The sequence below is a fragment of the Arthrobacter globiformis genome, from assembly GCF_030815865.1.
GTDB lineage: Bacteria > Actinomycetota > Actinomycetes > Actinomycetales > Micrococcaceae > Arthrobacter > Arthrobacter globiformis_B.
In genome coordinates, this window is the sequence record NZ_JAUSXI010000001.1 from 4,174,344 (window position 1) to 4,190,212 (window position 15,869).

The 15,869-nt window shown below is 66.3% G+C and carries 14 protein-coding genes; 4 read left to right on the forward strand and 10 right to left on the reverse strand.

All coding sequences use genetic code 11. The annotated features are described in order from the left end of the window. The first annotated feature begins 12 nt into the window (after window positions 1–12). The 3 genes from QFZ33_RS19445 (at window position 13) to QFZ33_RS19455 (ending at window position 3,509) form a co-directional block, all read left to right on the forward strand. The gene (locus QFZ33_RS19445; RefSeq protein WP_307030108.1) at window positions 13–1,536 is read left to right on the forward strand and encodes an APC family permease; all 1,524 of its coding nucleotides are present in this window, start codon (window positions 13–15) and stop codon (window positions 1,534–1,536) included. A 38-nt stretch (window positions 1,537–1,574) separates the two neighbouring features. Next, entirely contained in the window at window positions 1,575–2,795 is a 1,221-nt protein-coding gene (locus tag QFZ33_RS19450) for an acyl-CoA dehydrogenase family protein (protein ID WP_307030110.1), read from the forward strand. A 186-nt stretch (window positions 2,796–2,981) separates the two neighbouring features. Beyond that, a complete protein-coding gene (locus tag QFZ33_RS19455; protein ID WP_307030112.1) occupies window positions 2,982–3,509 on the forward strand; it encodes a methyltransferase family protein in 528 nt (175 codons plus the stop codon). Window positions 3,510–3,584: 75 nt separating this feature from the next. Here QFZ33_RS19455 and QFZ33_RS19460 read toward each other — a convergent pair whose 3' ends face one another. The 4 genes from QFZ33_RS19460 to QFZ33_RS19475 form a co-directional block, all read right to left on the reverse strand. After that, window positions 3,585–4,283 (reverse strand): hypothetical protein, encoded by a 699-nt coding sequence (locus QFZ33_RS19460; protein WP_307030114.1) that lies wholly within the window; start codon window positions 4,281–4,283, stop codon window positions 3,585–3,587. Between the two features lie 57 nt (window positions 4,284–4,340). Further along, entirely contained in the window at window positions 4,341–5,396 is a 1,056-nt protein-coding gene (locus QFZ33_RS19465) for a DUF4386 domain-containing protein (RefSeq protein WP_307030115.1), read from the reverse strand. Window positions 5,397–5,578: 182 nt separating this feature from the next. After that, window positions 5,579–7,555, reverse strand: a complete 1,977-nt coding sequence (locus tag QFZ33_RS19470; protein WP_307030117.1) for a LuxR C-terminal-related transcriptional regulator — start codon at window positions 7,553–7,555, stop codon at window positions 5,579–5,581. Beyond that, window positions 7,476–8,249, reverse strand: coding sequence for an AAA family ATPase (locus tag QFZ33_RS19475; RefSeq protein ID WP_307030119.1), 774 nt, complete (start codon window positions 8,247–8,249; stop codon window positions 7,476–7,478). Before QFZ33_RS19475 ends, QFZ33_RS19470 begins: the two co-directional genes overlap by 80 nt. 139 nt (window positions 8,250–8,388) lie before the next feature. Here QFZ33_RS19475 and QFZ33_RS19480 point away from each other — a divergent pair, with 139 nt between their 5' ends. Beyond that, complete coding sequence (locus QFZ33_RS19480) at window positions 8,389–8,874, forward strand: nuclear transport factor 2 family protein (protein WP_307030121.1); 486 nt, start codon at window positions 8,389–8,391, stop codon at window positions 8,872–8,874. A 144-nt stretch (window positions 8,875–9,018) separates the two neighbouring features. Here the strand turns inward: QFZ33_RS19480 and QFZ33_RS19485 are convergent, their stop codons facing one another. From QFZ33_RS19485 to QFZ33_RS19510, 6 genes are all read right to left on the reverse strand, one after another. Continuing rightward, window positions 9,019–9,762, reverse strand: a complete 744-nt coding sequence (locus QFZ33_RS19485) for an SDR family oxidoreductase (RefSeq protein WP_307030123.1) — start codon at window positions 9,760–9,762, stop codon at window positions 9,019–9,021. Then, window positions 9,759–11,063 (reverse strand): glycosyltransferase 87 family protein, encoded by a 1,305-nt coding sequence (locus tag QFZ33_RS19490; RefSeq protein WP_307030125.1) that lies wholly within the window; start codon window positions 11,061–11,063, stop codon window positions 9,759–9,761. The genes QFZ33_RS19485 and QFZ33_RS19490 overlap by 4 nt, the downstream gene beginning before the upstream one ends. Before the next feature lie 171 nt (window positions 11,064–11,234). Continuing rightward, window positions 11,235–12,662, reverse strand: a complete 1,428-nt coding sequence (locus QFZ33_RS19495) for an MFS transporter (protein ID WP_307030127.1) — start codon at window positions 12,660–12,662, stop codon at window positions 11,235–11,237. Further along, window positions 12,659–13,207, reverse strand: coding sequence for a winged helix-turn-helix transcriptional regulator (locus QFZ33_RS19500; protein ID WP_307030129.1), 549 nt, complete (start codon window positions 13,205–13,207; stop codon window positions 12,659–12,661). Before QFZ33_RS19500 ends, QFZ33_RS19495 begins: the two co-directional genes overlap by 4 nt. Before the next feature lie 125 nt (window positions 13,208–13,332). Further along, entirely contained in the window at window positions 13,333–14,565 is a 1,233-nt protein-coding gene (locus tag QFZ33_RS19505) for a glycosyltransferase 87 family protein (RefSeq protein WP_307030131.1), read from the reverse strand. Between the two features lie 89 nt (window positions 14,566–14,654). After that, window positions 14,655–15,818 carry a cystathionine gamma-synthase gene (locus QFZ33_RS19510; protein ID WP_307030133.1) on the reverse strand — a complete coding sequence of 388 codons (1,164 nt, stop codon included), beginning with the start codon at window positions 15,816–15,818 and terminating at the stop codon, window positions 14,655–14,657. Window positions 15,819–15,869: the final 51 nt, after the last annotated feature.

The window sequence follows — 15,869 nt, forward strand, 5'->3', positions numbered from 1 at the left end:
AACAGGTGCCAAATGAGAACCCGAACGACAACGACGGCCGGCGGCGCCGGGGGCCAGCCTGGCGGTGCCGTCCCCGGCAAGGGGCTCCGCGCCGGGATCCTGGACCTCGGTGACTCCGTGATGCTGGGCCTCGCCTCCACCGCCCCGGTGTACTCGCTGGCCGCGACGCTGGGGCTGATCGTGGCCGTCAACGGTAATTACACGCCACTGATCCTGGTCCTGGGATTCATTCCCGTGCTGTTCATCGCCTACGCCTTCCGCGAGCTCAACAGTGCCATGCCGGACTGCGGCACCACCTTCATCTGGGCCCGCCGCGCTTTCGGCCCCTGGGCCGGGTGGCTGGGCGGCTGGGGCGTGGCCCTGGCCGGCGTCGTGGTCCTGGCCAACCTGGCCCAGGTGGCGGGCCAGTACCTTTGGCTCCTCATCGGCGACGGGTCGCTGGCGGGAAACAAGGCGGTGGTGACGGCCACCGGCGTCGTTTTCATCGCTTTCATGTCCATGGTCAACTACCGCGGGATCCGGCTGGGTGAGCACGTCCAGCGCACCCTGACGTACGTGCAGTACATTGCGCTGGGCATCTTTGCCGTGGCCATAATCCTTCGCATCGCCGGCCTGACCGGCGGGGCGCCGGCGGGCCAGCCGTTCGACATCGAATGGTTTAACCCGGCCGGGGCGTTCGCCGATCCCGGCGCAGTGGTCCACGGCATCCTGCTGGCCCTCTTCATCTACTGGGGCTGGGACACCTGCCTGGCGGTGAACGAGGAAACCGAAAACCCTGCCACCACACCGGGCCGCGGGGCGGTGATCTCGGCTTTCGTGCTGGTGGCCATCTACGTCTCGGTGGCGTTGCTGGTAATGATGTACGCGTCCGTGGGAACAGAGGGAATCGGGCTTGCCAACGCTGAAAACCAGGACGACGTGTTCCTTGCGATGAAGGACGTGGTGCTGGGTCCTTGGGGCTGGCTGATTGTGGTGGCAGTGCTCGCGTCCGTGCTGTCCTCCACCCAGACAACCATTCTGCCCACCGCCCGCGGCACCCTGTCCATGGGTGTACACCGGGCCCTGCCGCCGAAGTTCGGGGAGGTCCACGAGCGGAACCAAACCCCCGGCTTCTCCACTCAGGTGATGGGCGCGGCCGCGGTCGTGTATTACGTGGCCATGAGTTTCCTCAGCGAGAACCTGCTGTCCGATTCCATCAGCTCCATCAGCTTGTTCATCGCTTTCTACTACGCCCTCACCGGCTTTGCCTGCGCCTGGTACTTCCGGGACACTCTCCGGGCATCGGGCCGCAACCTGTGGTTCCGCGGCATCCTTCCGCTGCTCGGGGCCCTGCTGCTGACCGCGGCGTTCTTTATCTCTGCGGCGCAGATGTGGGATCCGGCCTACGGGAACACGCAGATATTCGGCGTGGGCGGGGCCTTTGTCAGCGGCGTGGTGCTGCTGGCCTTGGGCTTGGTGCTGGCCGCGGTCTGCCGGTTCCTGCCGTCAACCCGCGGATACTTCATGGGCGGGACGCGGGTTCCTGCGGACCGGTAGACCGCGGCACGGGATCCTGCGACACGTAGGATGCTGCAATGAGCAATGACGCCCTTGATCCTGTGGAAGCCCCGGCCGAGTACGGGCTCCCGGACCCTTCGGATGTGCTGGCGCTGGACTCCCTGCTGTCCTCCGATGAACTGGCCCTCCGGCAGCGGATCAGGGACTTCACCGACCAGCAGATCCGGCCCGACATCGCGGACTGGTACGAGCAGGGTGTCTTCCCCCTGCACCTGCCCGCTCAACTGGGCGAGCTGGGCCTCCTGGGCATGCATCTGGAGGGCTACGGCTGCCCCGGCCGGTCCGCCGTCGAGTACGGCCTGGCCGCCATGGAGCTGGAGGCCGGCGATTCCGGAATCCGGACGTTCGTCTCGGTCCAGGGGTCGCTGGCGATGAGCGCCATCCACAAATGGGGCTCGGAGGACCAGAAACAGGAGTGGCTCCCCCGGATGGCCGCCGGCGAGGTGATCGGCTGTTTCGCACTGACCGAGCCGACGGCGGGCTCGGACCCGTCGTCGATGACCACTACTGCGCGGCGGGACGGGTCCGGCGAGGACGCCGGCTGGGTCCTGGACGGCGCCAAGCGGTGGATCGGGCTTGCCTCCGTGGCCGACATACTGGTGGTCTGGGCGAAAACCGACGACGGCGTCCGCGGCTTCCTCGTGCCCGCCGGCACGGCCGGCGTCACGGCCACGCCAATCGGGCGGAAACTGTCCATGCGCGCCTCGATCCAGTGCGATGTGGCGTTCGACGGCGTCCGGCTGGGTCCGGAGGCGCAGTTGCCGGGCGCCCTGGGACTGAGTGGCCCGTTCAGCTGCCTCAACGAGGCCCGATACGGCATCGCCTGGGGTGCCATGGGCGCAGCCAGGGACTCCTATGAGGCGGCGCTGCGGTATTCGATGGAGCGCCTGCAGTTCGGCAAGCCGCTGGCCGGCTACCAGCTGACGCAGGAGAAGCTCGTGAACATGCTCCTCGAGATCCAGAAGGGCACCATGCTAGCCCTGCACCTGGGCCGGCTCAAGGATTCCGGGCGGCTCCGGCCCGAACAGATCTCGCTGGCCAAGCTGAACAACGTCCGCGAGGCCATCAAGGTGGCGCGGGAAGCCCGGACCATCCTGGGCGGCAACGGCATCACGCTCGACTATTCGCCTCTGCGGCACGCCGCCAACCTCGAATCGGTGCGCACTTACGAAGGAACGGACGAGGTGCACACACTCATTCTGGGCCAGCACATCACGGGGCTCCCGGCGTTCCGCTGAGAGACTGGCTGAGACTGTTGTGACCGCTGGTTGAGCTTGTCGAAACCCGGCTAGTCGAGCGCCGAAACCCGGTTTCGACAAGCTCAACCAGCGGGAGTGCCCAAGCTCAACCAGCGGGAGTGCCCAAGCTCAACCAGCGGCGGCCGCCCCTTGCCGTCGCCCAAATCGCGGTCCAGAGTAGGGAACATGACGCACCCGCCAGACACGAGCCGTGAGAGGAAACGGGCGGCCGTTGGCACAGCGGTGTTCGCTTTGGCTCCGGGGGCGGTCGCCGGCCTGGTCCCGTGGCTGCTGACCCGTTGGGAGGTGCAGCATCCGGTACCCGGCGGTGCCGTGGCCCAGGTGGCCGGCACCCTCCTAGTGGGCGCGGGCGCGTCTGTGATTGCAAACTCGTTCGTGCGGTTCGCCACCGAGGGCGTCGGAACGCCGGCCCCGTTCGCGCCGCCGAAGCATCTGGTGGTCAGCGGGCTGTACCGCCATGTCCGGAATCCCATGTACGTGTCCATTGCCGCTGCCGTGGTTGGCCAGGGCCTGCTGCTGGGCCAGCCGAAACTGTTCGGCTACGCCGCGCTGGCGGCGGTGCCGGTCGCGGCCTTCGTCAGGTTCTACGAGGAGCCCGCGCTCGCGCGCAAGTTCGGGGCTGAGTATGAGGAGTACCGAAAGAACGTTCCGCGCTGGCTGCCTCGGCTGACGCCGTGGCGGCCGGACCACTGACTACGTGCCGGGCGTGCCGGCGGACCAAGGCCTACGTGAACAAACGCACCGGCGAAGGCGCGCATGCTTCCGAACTCACCACCGTGGTTCTTCCTTTAAGTCATCGCGGTTTCCGGGGTCGCGAGCTGGTCCCTCATGTGGGCGCCCGATCGTCCGGGAAGCTGCCTCTGCTGGGCGGCTCCTGAGCATCCAGAGGGCGAGCCAGATGACTGAGGCGCCCAATAGCGCGAGGGCTGTATCGAGTGCGAGCTCCGGGACGAGGTTGCGCAGCGCGATTGGAACGGCAGCGATGGCGTAGGCGATTGTTGGGATCCGGGGTGCGTTGCCGTCCCGCAGCAGCGCCAAACAGTACAGGATTGATCCGAGCAGGAAGATCATGGAGGCTGCCACAAAGGCTGTTCCGAGCGGACCACCCCGCAACGCAGCGATCTGGGAGGGATCGAGTCGGACAAACACCAGGTTGATCACCCATTCCGCGCCGGTCGCGGCGCTGAGCCCAATGACATTCAGCGCGAGGGCGACCGAGGAAAACTTTGATGATCGGCGCAGGGCAACCCGGGCGAGGCCGACGACCAGGATGATCGCGAGTGCCTGTGCCAGGGGCGCAGCTAGCTGCGTCGCTGAGCTGACCGGAATCAGTTCGGCACGCTTGGCCGCATTGACGAACAAGACGGCGGCTGCGGCCAGGCCCGTAACTGCTGCGAGGCGGGCCGGAAACAAGGTAGGGGATTGGTTGTCCAGGGATGGGCTGGCGAGCGTGAGCATGGCGTTCATCTTTCGCGAGGGTGCAGTGGGTGTGTTTGGAATTTCAGGATGCCGGTGTGCGGTGATTTAGGCGCGGATGTCTCTAGGGGTGGGTGCTGAGACGGCAGCCGTCATTCCTTTCGTGATGGGACTGGGGCTGAAGCCTTTGGTGACCAGCCAAACGCCCAGCGAAAACTCCCAAAGCGCGATCGGGGCAGTTGCGAGCACCGACCATACGGAGAGCGTGTCGTTGATGCCGAAATAGGTTGCCGTGGTGGAAGCGAGGAGCAACGGGGCGCCGATGAGTCCCAGCAGCGGAAAAACCCGGGGCACCAGACGGGACCTGTACAAAAGGGAACCCAGAAGCAGGGCGTTCACGGCCGGCATGAGGGTTTGTCCGAGGAGGAACGTCCAGCCATACATGGCAGCTAGCGCCTGGCCCGTGGGCAAAGCGTCTGCTCCGGCTCCGGCCTGCCGCAGGGTCACGACCGATAGAAGGCAAACGACGCCGGTGACAATGGCGGCGGCTTCTAGGACACGTGCGCCGACGAAGCCGAGCGCGACCGCTTCGTTTTGCCTCTTAACGACCGGGTACAGTGCGACCGCGGTTCCGATGCAGGCAAGGGCTACGACCATTTCCAGGGCTCCGCCCCAGAGCGTGGCGGTGTCCGGGCCGGGGCCGGTGATGTAGTTTGGGTCCGTTCGCACCGGACCATAGAGGGCGAGTGTCGGGATTGAGCTAAAGGTGATCAGGTAGAGCACGCCCGCGGCCAGCGCGGTCTTCCTTGGAGAGTCCATCGGGACTCGTTTCGTTGCTGCTTCTGGTCGGATGCTGGTCATGGCGTGGTTCTCCTTCGTGGACGCCGGTGGAGTATGAGGTTTGGGGTTCTGTGGTGGAGTGGGGCTTGTCGGTTCAACCTGAGTTACAGATAGCAGGGGCAGGCCGATGTCGCGGACTTTCTGGAGCAGACCATGCAGCGCGGCCTGGTCTGCCACCTGACTCTGGATGACTGTGGTGCCGTCGCTCGCGTTCGTCAGGCTCGGCGCATCGAACCAGGCAGCCCACCGGGAATCCAGGTGGCCTTCGAGGCGGATCTCGTACCATCCGGAGTCGTGGTGATGGCCGACCGGTACGTCGCTCACGTGCCCTCCTGTTGCTTTATCCGGCCGGATGGACCTCGGCTGGCGCTGCGTCTGTTCGTTGTCCTGATCGAACAGTAGAAGGAGACCTAATGACCGCGCCTCATCACATGTGGTGATTAGCGTGGTGATTAATTCACAGGCCTTTGGCGGCGTTTCCCGGCCGTCCGCGGCATCGGCTTGGGCTAGTAGCGGTCGCTGGCTCGGGAGAACAGGTCGAGTTCCTGGGCCTGACGGACTGCTGCCCGACGGTTGTTCACGCCGAGCTTGGCGTAGATGTGACTGGTGTGCGTGCGCACCGTGTTCAAGGACACCATGAGCACGCGAGCGATGTCTGGGCCGTCGAGGTCCGTTACTAGCAGCCGGAGAACGTCTAGCTCGCGTTCACTCAGGGGCGCGATCAGACCCTGCCTGACGGGCGCGGTGTCCTCGGTGTTGTTCATGGCCGCCACGAGCCGGCGGAGGTGGCCCGGGGCCATCCGTTGTTTCACAGCCGCTCTCAGCAGGGAACCCATCGGTGCGCCCTCATCAGCGAAGATGCGAACGTAGCCCTCCGGCTCCGCCAGCGCCACTGCTCGATGCAGTGAGGCAAGCGCCGCGGGGATGTCACCCCGCGTCTGGTCGGCGAGCGCCTGAAGCACGAGGATCTCGATGACGCTTCCCGTTCTTCCGCCATCCTCTGCCGCTCGCAGCAGGCGACCCAGCAGCCGGATGGCCTCCTGGAGGGAGGAGGCTGAGCGCTCGTTCGCGGACCTGGCCAGGAGCACCCTGGCAAGAGTGATGTGCTCGAACTCCCGAAAGTAGCTCAGGTCATCTTCAGCCGACAGAGCTCGCTCCCGCACCCAGCCGAGCGCTTCACCCAACCTCCCTTGCGCCACCAGGATCCGGGCCTTCAAAGCCGGCACCGGACGTATGTTGGGGAAGTAATCGCCCGTATAGAGCCGCTCCGCCTCAGCCAGGAGGTCGAGTGCACCGGCTAAATCGCCTTCTGCCTCAAGGATCCGCGCCATGGCAACCCGCCAGCGATACAGGTTTTGAGGCAGCTCACCAACGGGACCCAACTCCTGGCTGCGCAGCAGGAGCCGGGTGGCTTCCTGCAGGTCGCCGCGCTCCCGGCAGACCCCACTCATCCCCACATGCATGTCCGCTGTCCCCCGCAGAACCGATCCGCGCTTCCCGGAAGCACGCTCCAGGGCCTGTTCGTAGGTGCGCATGGCATCGCTGAGACGCCCCTGCGCAAGGCGTATGTCCGCCAAGGCGATCGCGCACCCGAAGGTGTCCGCGAGGTGCCCGGCACGGTGCAGGCCGGACATGCATTGGGCATAGGCCCGATGGGCTGCCTCGAGCTCCCCGTCCCCCCAATAGGCGAGTCCCAGCAGACCACACGCCGCGGCACGGCCGAGATGGTCGTCCTCAGGTGCAAGATCAAGTGCACGCTGGGCGTGACTCACCGTACCGGATCCATCGCCCCGGCCAAGAGCCAGCGCGGCCCGATAGACTTCAATCGTTTCGGGAAGGCGGCGAAATTCTTCATCGTCGGCTACGACCATTTCCGTTGATCGGCCGTGGATTGCCTTACTCATACCCGTCGGTGGATCCAGCCACCGTTCCACGTCCCGCAGCCGGGCCTCGACTCCCTCCACGTCGCCAGTCACAACCAACGCGCCGACCAGCCCCACCCCGAGCACCGGCCTCACACGGACCACATCGTCGGGGAGAACTTTCAACCAGGCGCGCAGCACGGCCTCCTGCCGGTTCCGCCGAATGTCGGGAACCGCCAGCTCGACAAGGTCCGCCGCCCGTTCGAAATCCTCCCCAGCCAAGGCATGGCGGATGGCATCGAACGCCTCACCGTTCTGTTCGTACCAAATGCTCGCCCGCCGATGCAGATCCGGGACCTCGTCGCCGCGCTCCTCCACCAAGCGCGCCTGCAGAACATCCGCAAAAAGCTGGTGATAGCGATACCACTCACGGCGGTCATCCAAGGGAACCAGAAACAAGTTCGCCCGCTCCAACGCCGCCAGCCTGAGCTTGCCATTGTCCTGTCCCGTAACGGCATCGCACAGAGGGCCGGTAAGCCGGTCAAGGACGGAAGTCTGGAGCAGGAAGTGTTGAACATCCTCCGGTTGACGCTGCAGAACCTCCTCGACCAAATAGTCCACGATGTATCGGTCGTTCCCGGCAAAGCCCGCGATGAACGCGGCGATGTCTTCCCGGCCCTGCATTGAAAGCACAGCGAGCTGGAGCGCCGCGATCCACCCCCTCGGTGCGCCCCTCCAGCACTGCCACATCCCGGGCCGGCAACGCTGTACCCAGGATGCCGTTGAGATACTCCGCCGCCTCGTCCGTAGTGAATCGCAGATCAGCGGCACGAATCTCGACGAGCTCTCCCCGGGCCCGCAACCGCGCCAGCGGCAACACCGGGTCAGCCCGGCCGGCAATCACCAGGTGCACCTGCGGCGGCAGATGCTCCAGCAGGAAAGCGATCCCGTCCTGTATGTCACGCGCGTCAATGACGTGATAGTCATCGAGAACCAGGACGACATTGTTCGAAACAGCATGGAGGTCATTGAGAAGAGTGGCGAGGAGCGCTTCGATTGGAGGCTGCACCGACTGCAGGAGCGAGAGCGCAGCCGCACCGGCGCCGTTGGTCACCCTCTCCAGCGCCGTGACGAAGTACGTCCAAAACAGCGCGGAATCGTTGTCACGCTTGTCGAGCGAGAGCCACGCCGCCGACCGCCCATCAGCAGAAACAGTTGCCAGCCACTCAGTCAGCAGCGTCGTCTTACCGAACCCGGCCGGAGCCGACACGAGCGTCAGCGCGGAATCGGCTCCACGGTTCAGGCCCTCGAGCAACCTCGGACGCGTGGTCAGGCCGGGTCGCCGCCTAGGGACGTGGAACTTGGTCTCGAGAAGTGGGCCCACCATGACCGCCTCCCCTCACAGACAGTGTACGGCTGCCGTGACTGAGGTCTCCACCAACAGGCGTTGTCGCATGGAGTTCGACCCGCCACCCATTGCCAGTGCAAGGAACCCGAAGTTAACATTGGTTTCCGGCCCGAGGAGGTTAGCGATGCTCGATGAGGCGGACCTCCTGCAGGCGTTGCGGCGTCACTGGGAGTACTCCAGCAAGGAGGAGGACGTCTCCCACGAGATCTACCACGACGACGCTGTGCTTGAGTTCCCTCTGTCGGGCGAACGGTTCGAAGGCGTCGAGAACTTCCGCGAATGGCGACGGCAGTACCCGGCGAGGCTCAAGTTCCACACTCGACGAATAACTCATCGTGCCAACTTGGTGGTTGTAGAGAACCTGATCAGCTACGACGGCGCACCATGGATGTATACCGTCAGTCTGATGGAGTTCAGGGGCGACCGGGTTGCTCACGAGCGGCTCTACATCATGGATGGCTGGGAAGCTGCAGAATGGCGCATCCCATGGCGTGCCGAGCGTTCTGCAGACCCGCCCCCACCACCTCCCTAGCTCGGCAGTTGTAGTCGCTCCCCGCACCCACACCGCTGACGAGGCCGACGGCGTCCGTGACCCTCACTCACCTCGACCAAGGTGTGCCCTAGCCATGTTCGATTTGGCGCCTACAGGAACATCGTCGAAGGAGGGCCGACAGCGTCAGGCCGAGAACCCTCCGTCGGCCTTAATGAGCTGACCGGAAACCCAGCGGCCTGCCGGGGACAGCAGGAAAGCCGCGGTTCCCGCCACGTCGGCGGGGGTGCCCAGGCGGCCGCCCGGCTGGTGCCGGACCAGCGCTTCGCGGGTCTGGTCATCCATCCAGCCGGTGTCCACGGGCCCGGGATTGAGCACATTGGCGCTGATGCCGAGCGGCCCAAGTTCACGCGCGGAGGCGATCACGATCCGGTCCAGCGCACCTTTAGACGCACCGTACGGCAGATTGAACGCTGTGTGGTCGCTGGTCAGCGCGACGATCGCGCCGCCGTCGTCCGCTGCCTGCTGCGCGAAGGCGCGAATCAGCTGCCAGCTGGCCCTGGTGTTCACGGCAAAGTGCCGTTCGAAGCTTTCGAGGGTGGTGTCCAGGATGCCCGAGTCGACGGATTCGGCGTGACTGAGGACCATTCCGTGCAGGGTTCCTGCCTGCGCGGCCACGTCCGCCATCAGCCGGTCGACGGCGCCCGGGTCCTGAAAGTTGGCGGGCAGGGCTACCACCTTGGAGCCGATGGCCGCCAGTTCGGCGGCGAGCCGGCCGACGTCGTCCGGCTGGATGCCCCAGGGCATGCGGGCGTCGTAGTCCTGCCAGTAGGTCAGCACCAGGTCCCAGCCGTCGGCGGCCAGCTGGCGGGCAATCCCTGCGCCGATTCCGGCGAGCCGACCGACGCCGGTCACCAGTGCGGTGCTCATTCCGGCAGCTCCGCCACGGCGTCTCGCCGAAGGACCACGAGCCAGCACGCCATGATGGCCAGCGCGCAGAAAACTCCGGTGCTGGATGCCATGATCCACAGGACCGGCGTCTGGAGGTCAAGGTTTTCGGCGCCGAGGGCCGTGCCGATGGTTTTCGGCGAGAACAGGAACACAATGGTGGACACGCCCAGGACGGCGCCCATCACCCCGCGCTGCAGCCGGTACCGCTGGGGAGTTTGGCGCAGGGTCCAGGCGAACGCCGGAAGCACCGCGGCCATCCAGACCCAGTGGTGCGACCACGAGACGGGGCTGATCAGGAGCATGGTGAGAGCCGTGGCGGAAATGGCCACCACCCTGGCGCCCTGGCTGCTGGCGGTCCTGATGAGTGCGGCGCCCAGACCCACCACGAGCAGGCTCAGGAGCAGCCACGGCACGTTCACTGCGTTCGCCGGAACCCCGAAGTGGAGCAGCGCACCCTTGATGGAGAGGTTGTCCACGTAGCCTGCGCCGCCGATCCGGGACGTGTCGGGAAGGATCTCCAGCCAGAAGCTGAGGGATTCGGCCGGGCGGAGCAGCCAGCCCAGCAGCACGGTGAAGGCGAAGCCGGCGCACATGTTCAGCAGTCCGCGCCAGTCCTTGCGCACCAGGAAATACAGGCCGAAGACCAGGGGTGTCAGCTTGATCCCGGCGGCAACGCCCACCAGGAAACCGCTGCCGGGCAGACCATTCCGCCAGCGCGGGCTGCGGGCCAACAGGTCCGCCGTCATCAGCCCCAGCAGCAGGATGTTGATCTGGCCGAAGGCCAGGGTTTCGCGCCACGGCCCCAGACTCAGGACGGCCAGGAACAGCACCACCGCGCCGAGCCGGTTGAGTGCGGACCGGACGGTCGGCGAGGAAAAGGTGCTGCGCCAGCTGGGCTTGCTGTTCCAGTAGCGGACGCCTAGCGCCGCCACCCAGCCGGCCACCGCCACGCCGGCGGCGTTGAACAGCAGCAGCGCGGTGGCCTGTGGCAGTTTCGCGAGCAGGCTGAAGAGCAGCGCCGCGAACGGCGGATAAGTGAAGGGCAGTTCCGGGCCGCCGGCCCAATTGACCGTGGGCAGGTAGAGGCCCGACGGCGCCACGCCGGCGTCGTTGAGGATCTTGCCGCCGTACCAGTAGACGCTGAAGTCCAGGCCCTTCTCGCCCCACACGTCCAGCCTGGAGGTCACAAAGAAGGCTGCGGCGAGCACCGTCAAAAGGACCACCAGTTCGACGGCGGCCAGTGCGGGCCAGCGCCGGCGGAGCCCCGGTTCGGAGGACATCCGGAGATCCGCGGTCTGATCGGGTCCCCCGGGCCCGCCAGGTCTGTCGTTCTTCGTTCGGGCAGTAAGCAGTGCCATTCAGTGTCCCCCAGCTGTAGTCCGGCAGTGTGCGCCTCCGGGACGCGTAGCGCGTTCAGCCGCAAGAGCGGGGCGCCGCTACGGGCGCCCCGCTTAGTCTACTGAAGCCGTGGCCACCGCTGCGGGCTTCCGTCGCCCGGCGTCTTTGCGGATGGTGGCGCTGATGACTGCGGCGATGGTGCACATCGCGGCGGCACCGAACCACGCGTAGTTGTAGTGGCCGGTGGCGTCCCGGATGGCTCCGGCGGCCAGGGCGGCCGCGGCGGCACCCAGCTGGTGCGCCGCGAACACCCAGCCGAACACCACGCTGCCGTCCGCACCGAACACCTGGCGGCAGATCGCGGCAGTCGGCGGAACCGTGGCCACCCAGTCCAGGCCGTAGATCACAACGAACACGATCATGCTGGGCTGGACCGAGGAGCCCAGCAGCAGCGGGAGCACCAGGAGTCCAATCCCGCGGAACTGGTAGTACACGGCCAGCAGGATCCGCGGGTTGAACCGGTCGGTCAGCCAGCCGGAGGCGATAGTGCCCAGGATGTCGAAGATCCCGACGACGGCGAGCAGGCCGGCCGCCGTCGTCTCCGGCATGCCGTGGTCATGCGCGGACGGGATGAAGTGCGTGCCGATCAGCCCGTTCGTCGTGGCGCCACAGATGGCGAACCCGGCAGCGAGCGCCCAGAACGTGCGGTTCCTGCTGGCGCTCCGCAGCACCAGCAGTGCCCGGACGGCTGCGTTGCGGCGGGGTTCCGCAGACTCCGGGGCAGCAGTCGCAACTGAAGGGGCGCCCGACGGTTCCTCGGCACCATAAGGCAACGCCCCGACGTCGGCCGGTGAGTTTTTCAGGAACTTCAGCACCAGCGGAACCACGGCCAGGGCACCGGCGGCGATGAGCAGCGAGGCCTGGCGCCAGCCCGGGTCCTGGGCGAGCATCGCGATGAACGGCAGGAAGACCAGCTGCCCGGCGGCGCTGCCGGCGGTCAGGATGCCGATCACCAGGCCCCGGCTCCTGGCGAACCAGGTGTTGGCGATGGTCGCCGCGAACACCAGCGCCATGGATCCGGTGCCCAGGCCGATCAGCAGGCCCCAGGTGAGGAGGATCTGCCAGGACTGGTTGACCAGCACGGTCAGGGCGCTGCCAGCGCCAATCAGTCCGAGGGCGACGGCGGTAACGGCGCGGATGCCGAACCGTTCCATGAGGGCCGCGGCGAAGGGGGCCGTGAGTCCGAACAGCACCAGGTTGATGCTGACCGCGGCCGATAGCACGGTGGTGGACCAGCCGAACTCCTGCTGCAGCGGCACCATGAGAACGCCGGGCGCGGCACGGAAGCCGGCGGCCCCGACGAGCGCCAGGAACGCCACTGCAGCCACGGTCCACGCCGGATGCAGGCGGCGCCGTTTCTTCGGCCCCTCCTCTGAATTCTTCAACCCCTCCTCTGGAGTTTTTGTACAGATATTGTCCTCTAATGGGCCTTCAGGTCGCGATATCTGTACAAAAACTCCGGGGTCCACAGAGTTGCTCATGCGGCTGTTCCTTCTTCTCCGCGGCCTTGTGTGCGGTTGGTCGGTGTGTCTGTTGGCTGGGGCGCCGTCGCCAGCGGGAGCGGTTCTTCGCTTCGGGTCAGGCTGTGCCAGCTGGTGTTTTCCGCGGTGAGCCGTTGCCCGCATTCGGTGCAGGTGTCAGCAGAGCCCGTGCGCTGCCCGCAGGTTGCGTGGACCACGTACATGTGGGCCTGCTCCGACGGTGCCTGCAGATGCTTTTCGGACCAGATGACGACGGCGTTGAGCACCGGCAGGGCGTCCTCGCCTTTAGTGGTGAGGACGTATTCCTGGCGGGTGCGACCGCCGTCGTCGTAGGGCTGTTTTGCCAGCAGACCGGACTCCACGAGGGAGGCGAGCCGCCGGGTGAGGACCGAGTCAGCCACCTGGAGGCGCGTTTTCATCGCGTCGAAGCGGCCGTTGCCGAAGAAGACCTCGCGGAGGACCAGCATGCCCCAGGGGTCGCCGAAAATGTCCAGGCCGCGGGCCATGCTGCAGTTGCGCTGGGACCAGTCGGAGCGGAGAGCCATGCTGCGACCCTAGCTGACTTTCTTGAAGAAAGCTAGCACTGGGGCGGTGGCCTAAATCGAAGTGACAGAACACGGCAATGTTTCTCGGAAACACTGCCGTGAACTGCCATCTCGAGGAGACCTGGCTAGGGTTGCCGGCCGATCCCTTTCCGCGAGGGCCGGTATGCGGCGGCCCAGTACAACAAAAGCGCCACGCCGCACAGCACGCCCAGGCTGGAGACCATGAGCGGCCATTGCGCCTGCGGGTTTACGCCCCACAGTTCTGCGCCGGCCATCATGGCGAGGTCCTTCGGAGTGAGGTAAAACGCCGCTCCGGCCGCTGCCACGAGGATCCAGCCGGCCACCCGCATCCGGCCTTGCCTGGAGGGGACGCGGTGCATCGCAAACGCCATGGAAGGCAGCGCCACAGCCATCCATACCCAGTGGTGCGACCACGAGATCGGGCTAATGAGAAGCATGAGAACCGCCGTCGCAGACACGGCCACGAAGTTTTCGTCAGCGGCAACGGTCCATTTGATCACCAGCGAGGCCACCACCACGAGCGCGAGGGAGAGCACCAGCCACAGCAGGCTGGTAACCCCTGAGTCCGGCAGTCCGAGGTGCAGCAGCAGCCCCTTGACGGAAAGGTTGTCCACGTAGCCGGGATCGCCGATGCGGCCGGTGTCGGGAAGGACTTTGGTCCAGAACGTGACAGAGGCGTTGGGCAGCGCGGCCCAGGCCACGGCGATGGATCCGAAGAATCCGGCGGCCATCCATCCCAGCGCCTTGAAGTCGCGGCGCATCAGGAAGTACAGCCCGAACACCAGGGGCGTGAGCTTGATCCCTGCCGCGATCCCGATCAGCAGCCCGGCCGGCCAGCGGATCTCACCCGCGCGGGATTTCCCGTGCAGCGCGAAGTCGGCGAGGATCAGGCCCATCAGGATGATGTTGACCTGCCCGAACACGAAGGTGTCCCGCCACGGCCCCAGCAGCACGATGGCTCCGGTTCCGGCCAGGGCCACGGTGCGGAACCGCCAGTCCGCAAAGGCGTCCCGCCAGCGGGTTATGCCGAAGTAGTGCCGGGCGAGCCAGGCGGATACCACCGCGGCTCCAGACAGCGCAGCGCCAATGAAGAGCACGCTGCTCTGGCCGAGGCTCAGGGTGGCGAGGCCGGCGAACAGCAGCGCGGCGAACGGCGGATACGTGAAGGGCAGGCCGTCCCGGACCGCGTAAAGTTCGCTGACGCCGCTTTCACCGGTCTGCAGCACCTTGGTTCCGCCGTAGTAGTAGACCTCGAAGTCGTTCATCATCGGGGCGTAGTGGGAGTACAGCACCGCGAGGGAGGCGGCGACGGCGAGCGCACCCGCCGCCGTCGTCAACCATCCGCGCGCGGTCGGCCGCCCTGTGGCCGGCGCTGGTGCCGACGGCGCCGGCGCCTGTGTCCGGTCGGGGGTCTCCGGAGCCGCCGTCACTGGATGAACGTGAAGGCTTGCTCGAGGTCCGCGATGAGGTCCTCGACGTCCTCGATGCCGCAGGAAAGCCGGATGAGGTTGACGGGGACGGCAAGTTCCGTGCCCTTCACGGAGGCGTGGGTCATCTCAGACGGGTAGTTCATGAGCGACTCAATGCCGCCAAGCGACTCGGCCAGGGTGAAGACCGACGTGGATTCAGCCACCTTCCGCGCGGCTGCTTCGCCGCCCTTGAACTGGACGGAGATCATGCCGCCGAACTTCTTCATCTGCTTCTTGGCGAGGTCATGACCGGGGTGCGAGGGCAGGCCGGGGTACAGCACCGCCTCCACCTCCGGGCGCTCCAGGAGCCATTCGGCCACGGCCTGGGCGTTGTCGCTGTGCCGGTCCATGCGCACGCCCAAGGTCTTGAGCCCGCGCGTGGTGAGGAACGCGTCCATCGGGCCGGAGACTGCGCCCACGGCGAACTGTACGAAGCCGATCTTCTCGGCCAGCTCAGCGTCCTTGACCACGATCGCGCCGCCCACCACGTCGGAGTGGCCGCCGATGTACTTGGTGGTGGAGTGAACCACCACGTCGGCACCGAGGTCGAGCGGGGTCTGCAGGTAGGGCGATGCGAAGGTGTTGTCGACGATCAGGAGGGCGCCGGCGTCGTGCGCCAGCTTGGCGAGCGCCTCGATGTCGGTGATCTTCATCAGCGGATTGGAGGGGGTTTCCACCCACACGAAGCGCGTCTTGTTGGCGGCGACGGCGGCCGCCACGGCGCCGAGATCCGCCATGTCCACGGGGGTGTTGCCGATTCCCCAGTCGCCGAGGACGCGGCTGATCAGGCGGTACGTGCCGCCGTAGGCGTCATTGCCCAGCACGATGTGGTCGCCCGGACGGCTCAGGGCACGGATGAGCGAGTCCTCGGCGGCCAGGCCGGAGCTGAAGGAATAGGCGTGGGTGCCGCCCTCGAGCGCCGCGAGCTGCTCCTGCAGGGCGTCGCGGGTGGGGTTGCCGCCGCGGCCGTATTCGTAGCCGTCCCGCAGATTTCCGATGCCGTCCTGGGCATATGTCGAGCTGAAGTGCAGGGGCGGAACGACGGCGCCGGTGCGCGGCTCGAAGGCTTGGCCGGCGTGCACGGCGCGGGTGTTGAATCCTTGGTTCTCAGAGACAGACATGGGGATTTCCTTTCGGCTTGTTACCGCTGAGCGAGCCTGAAACCGCTGATC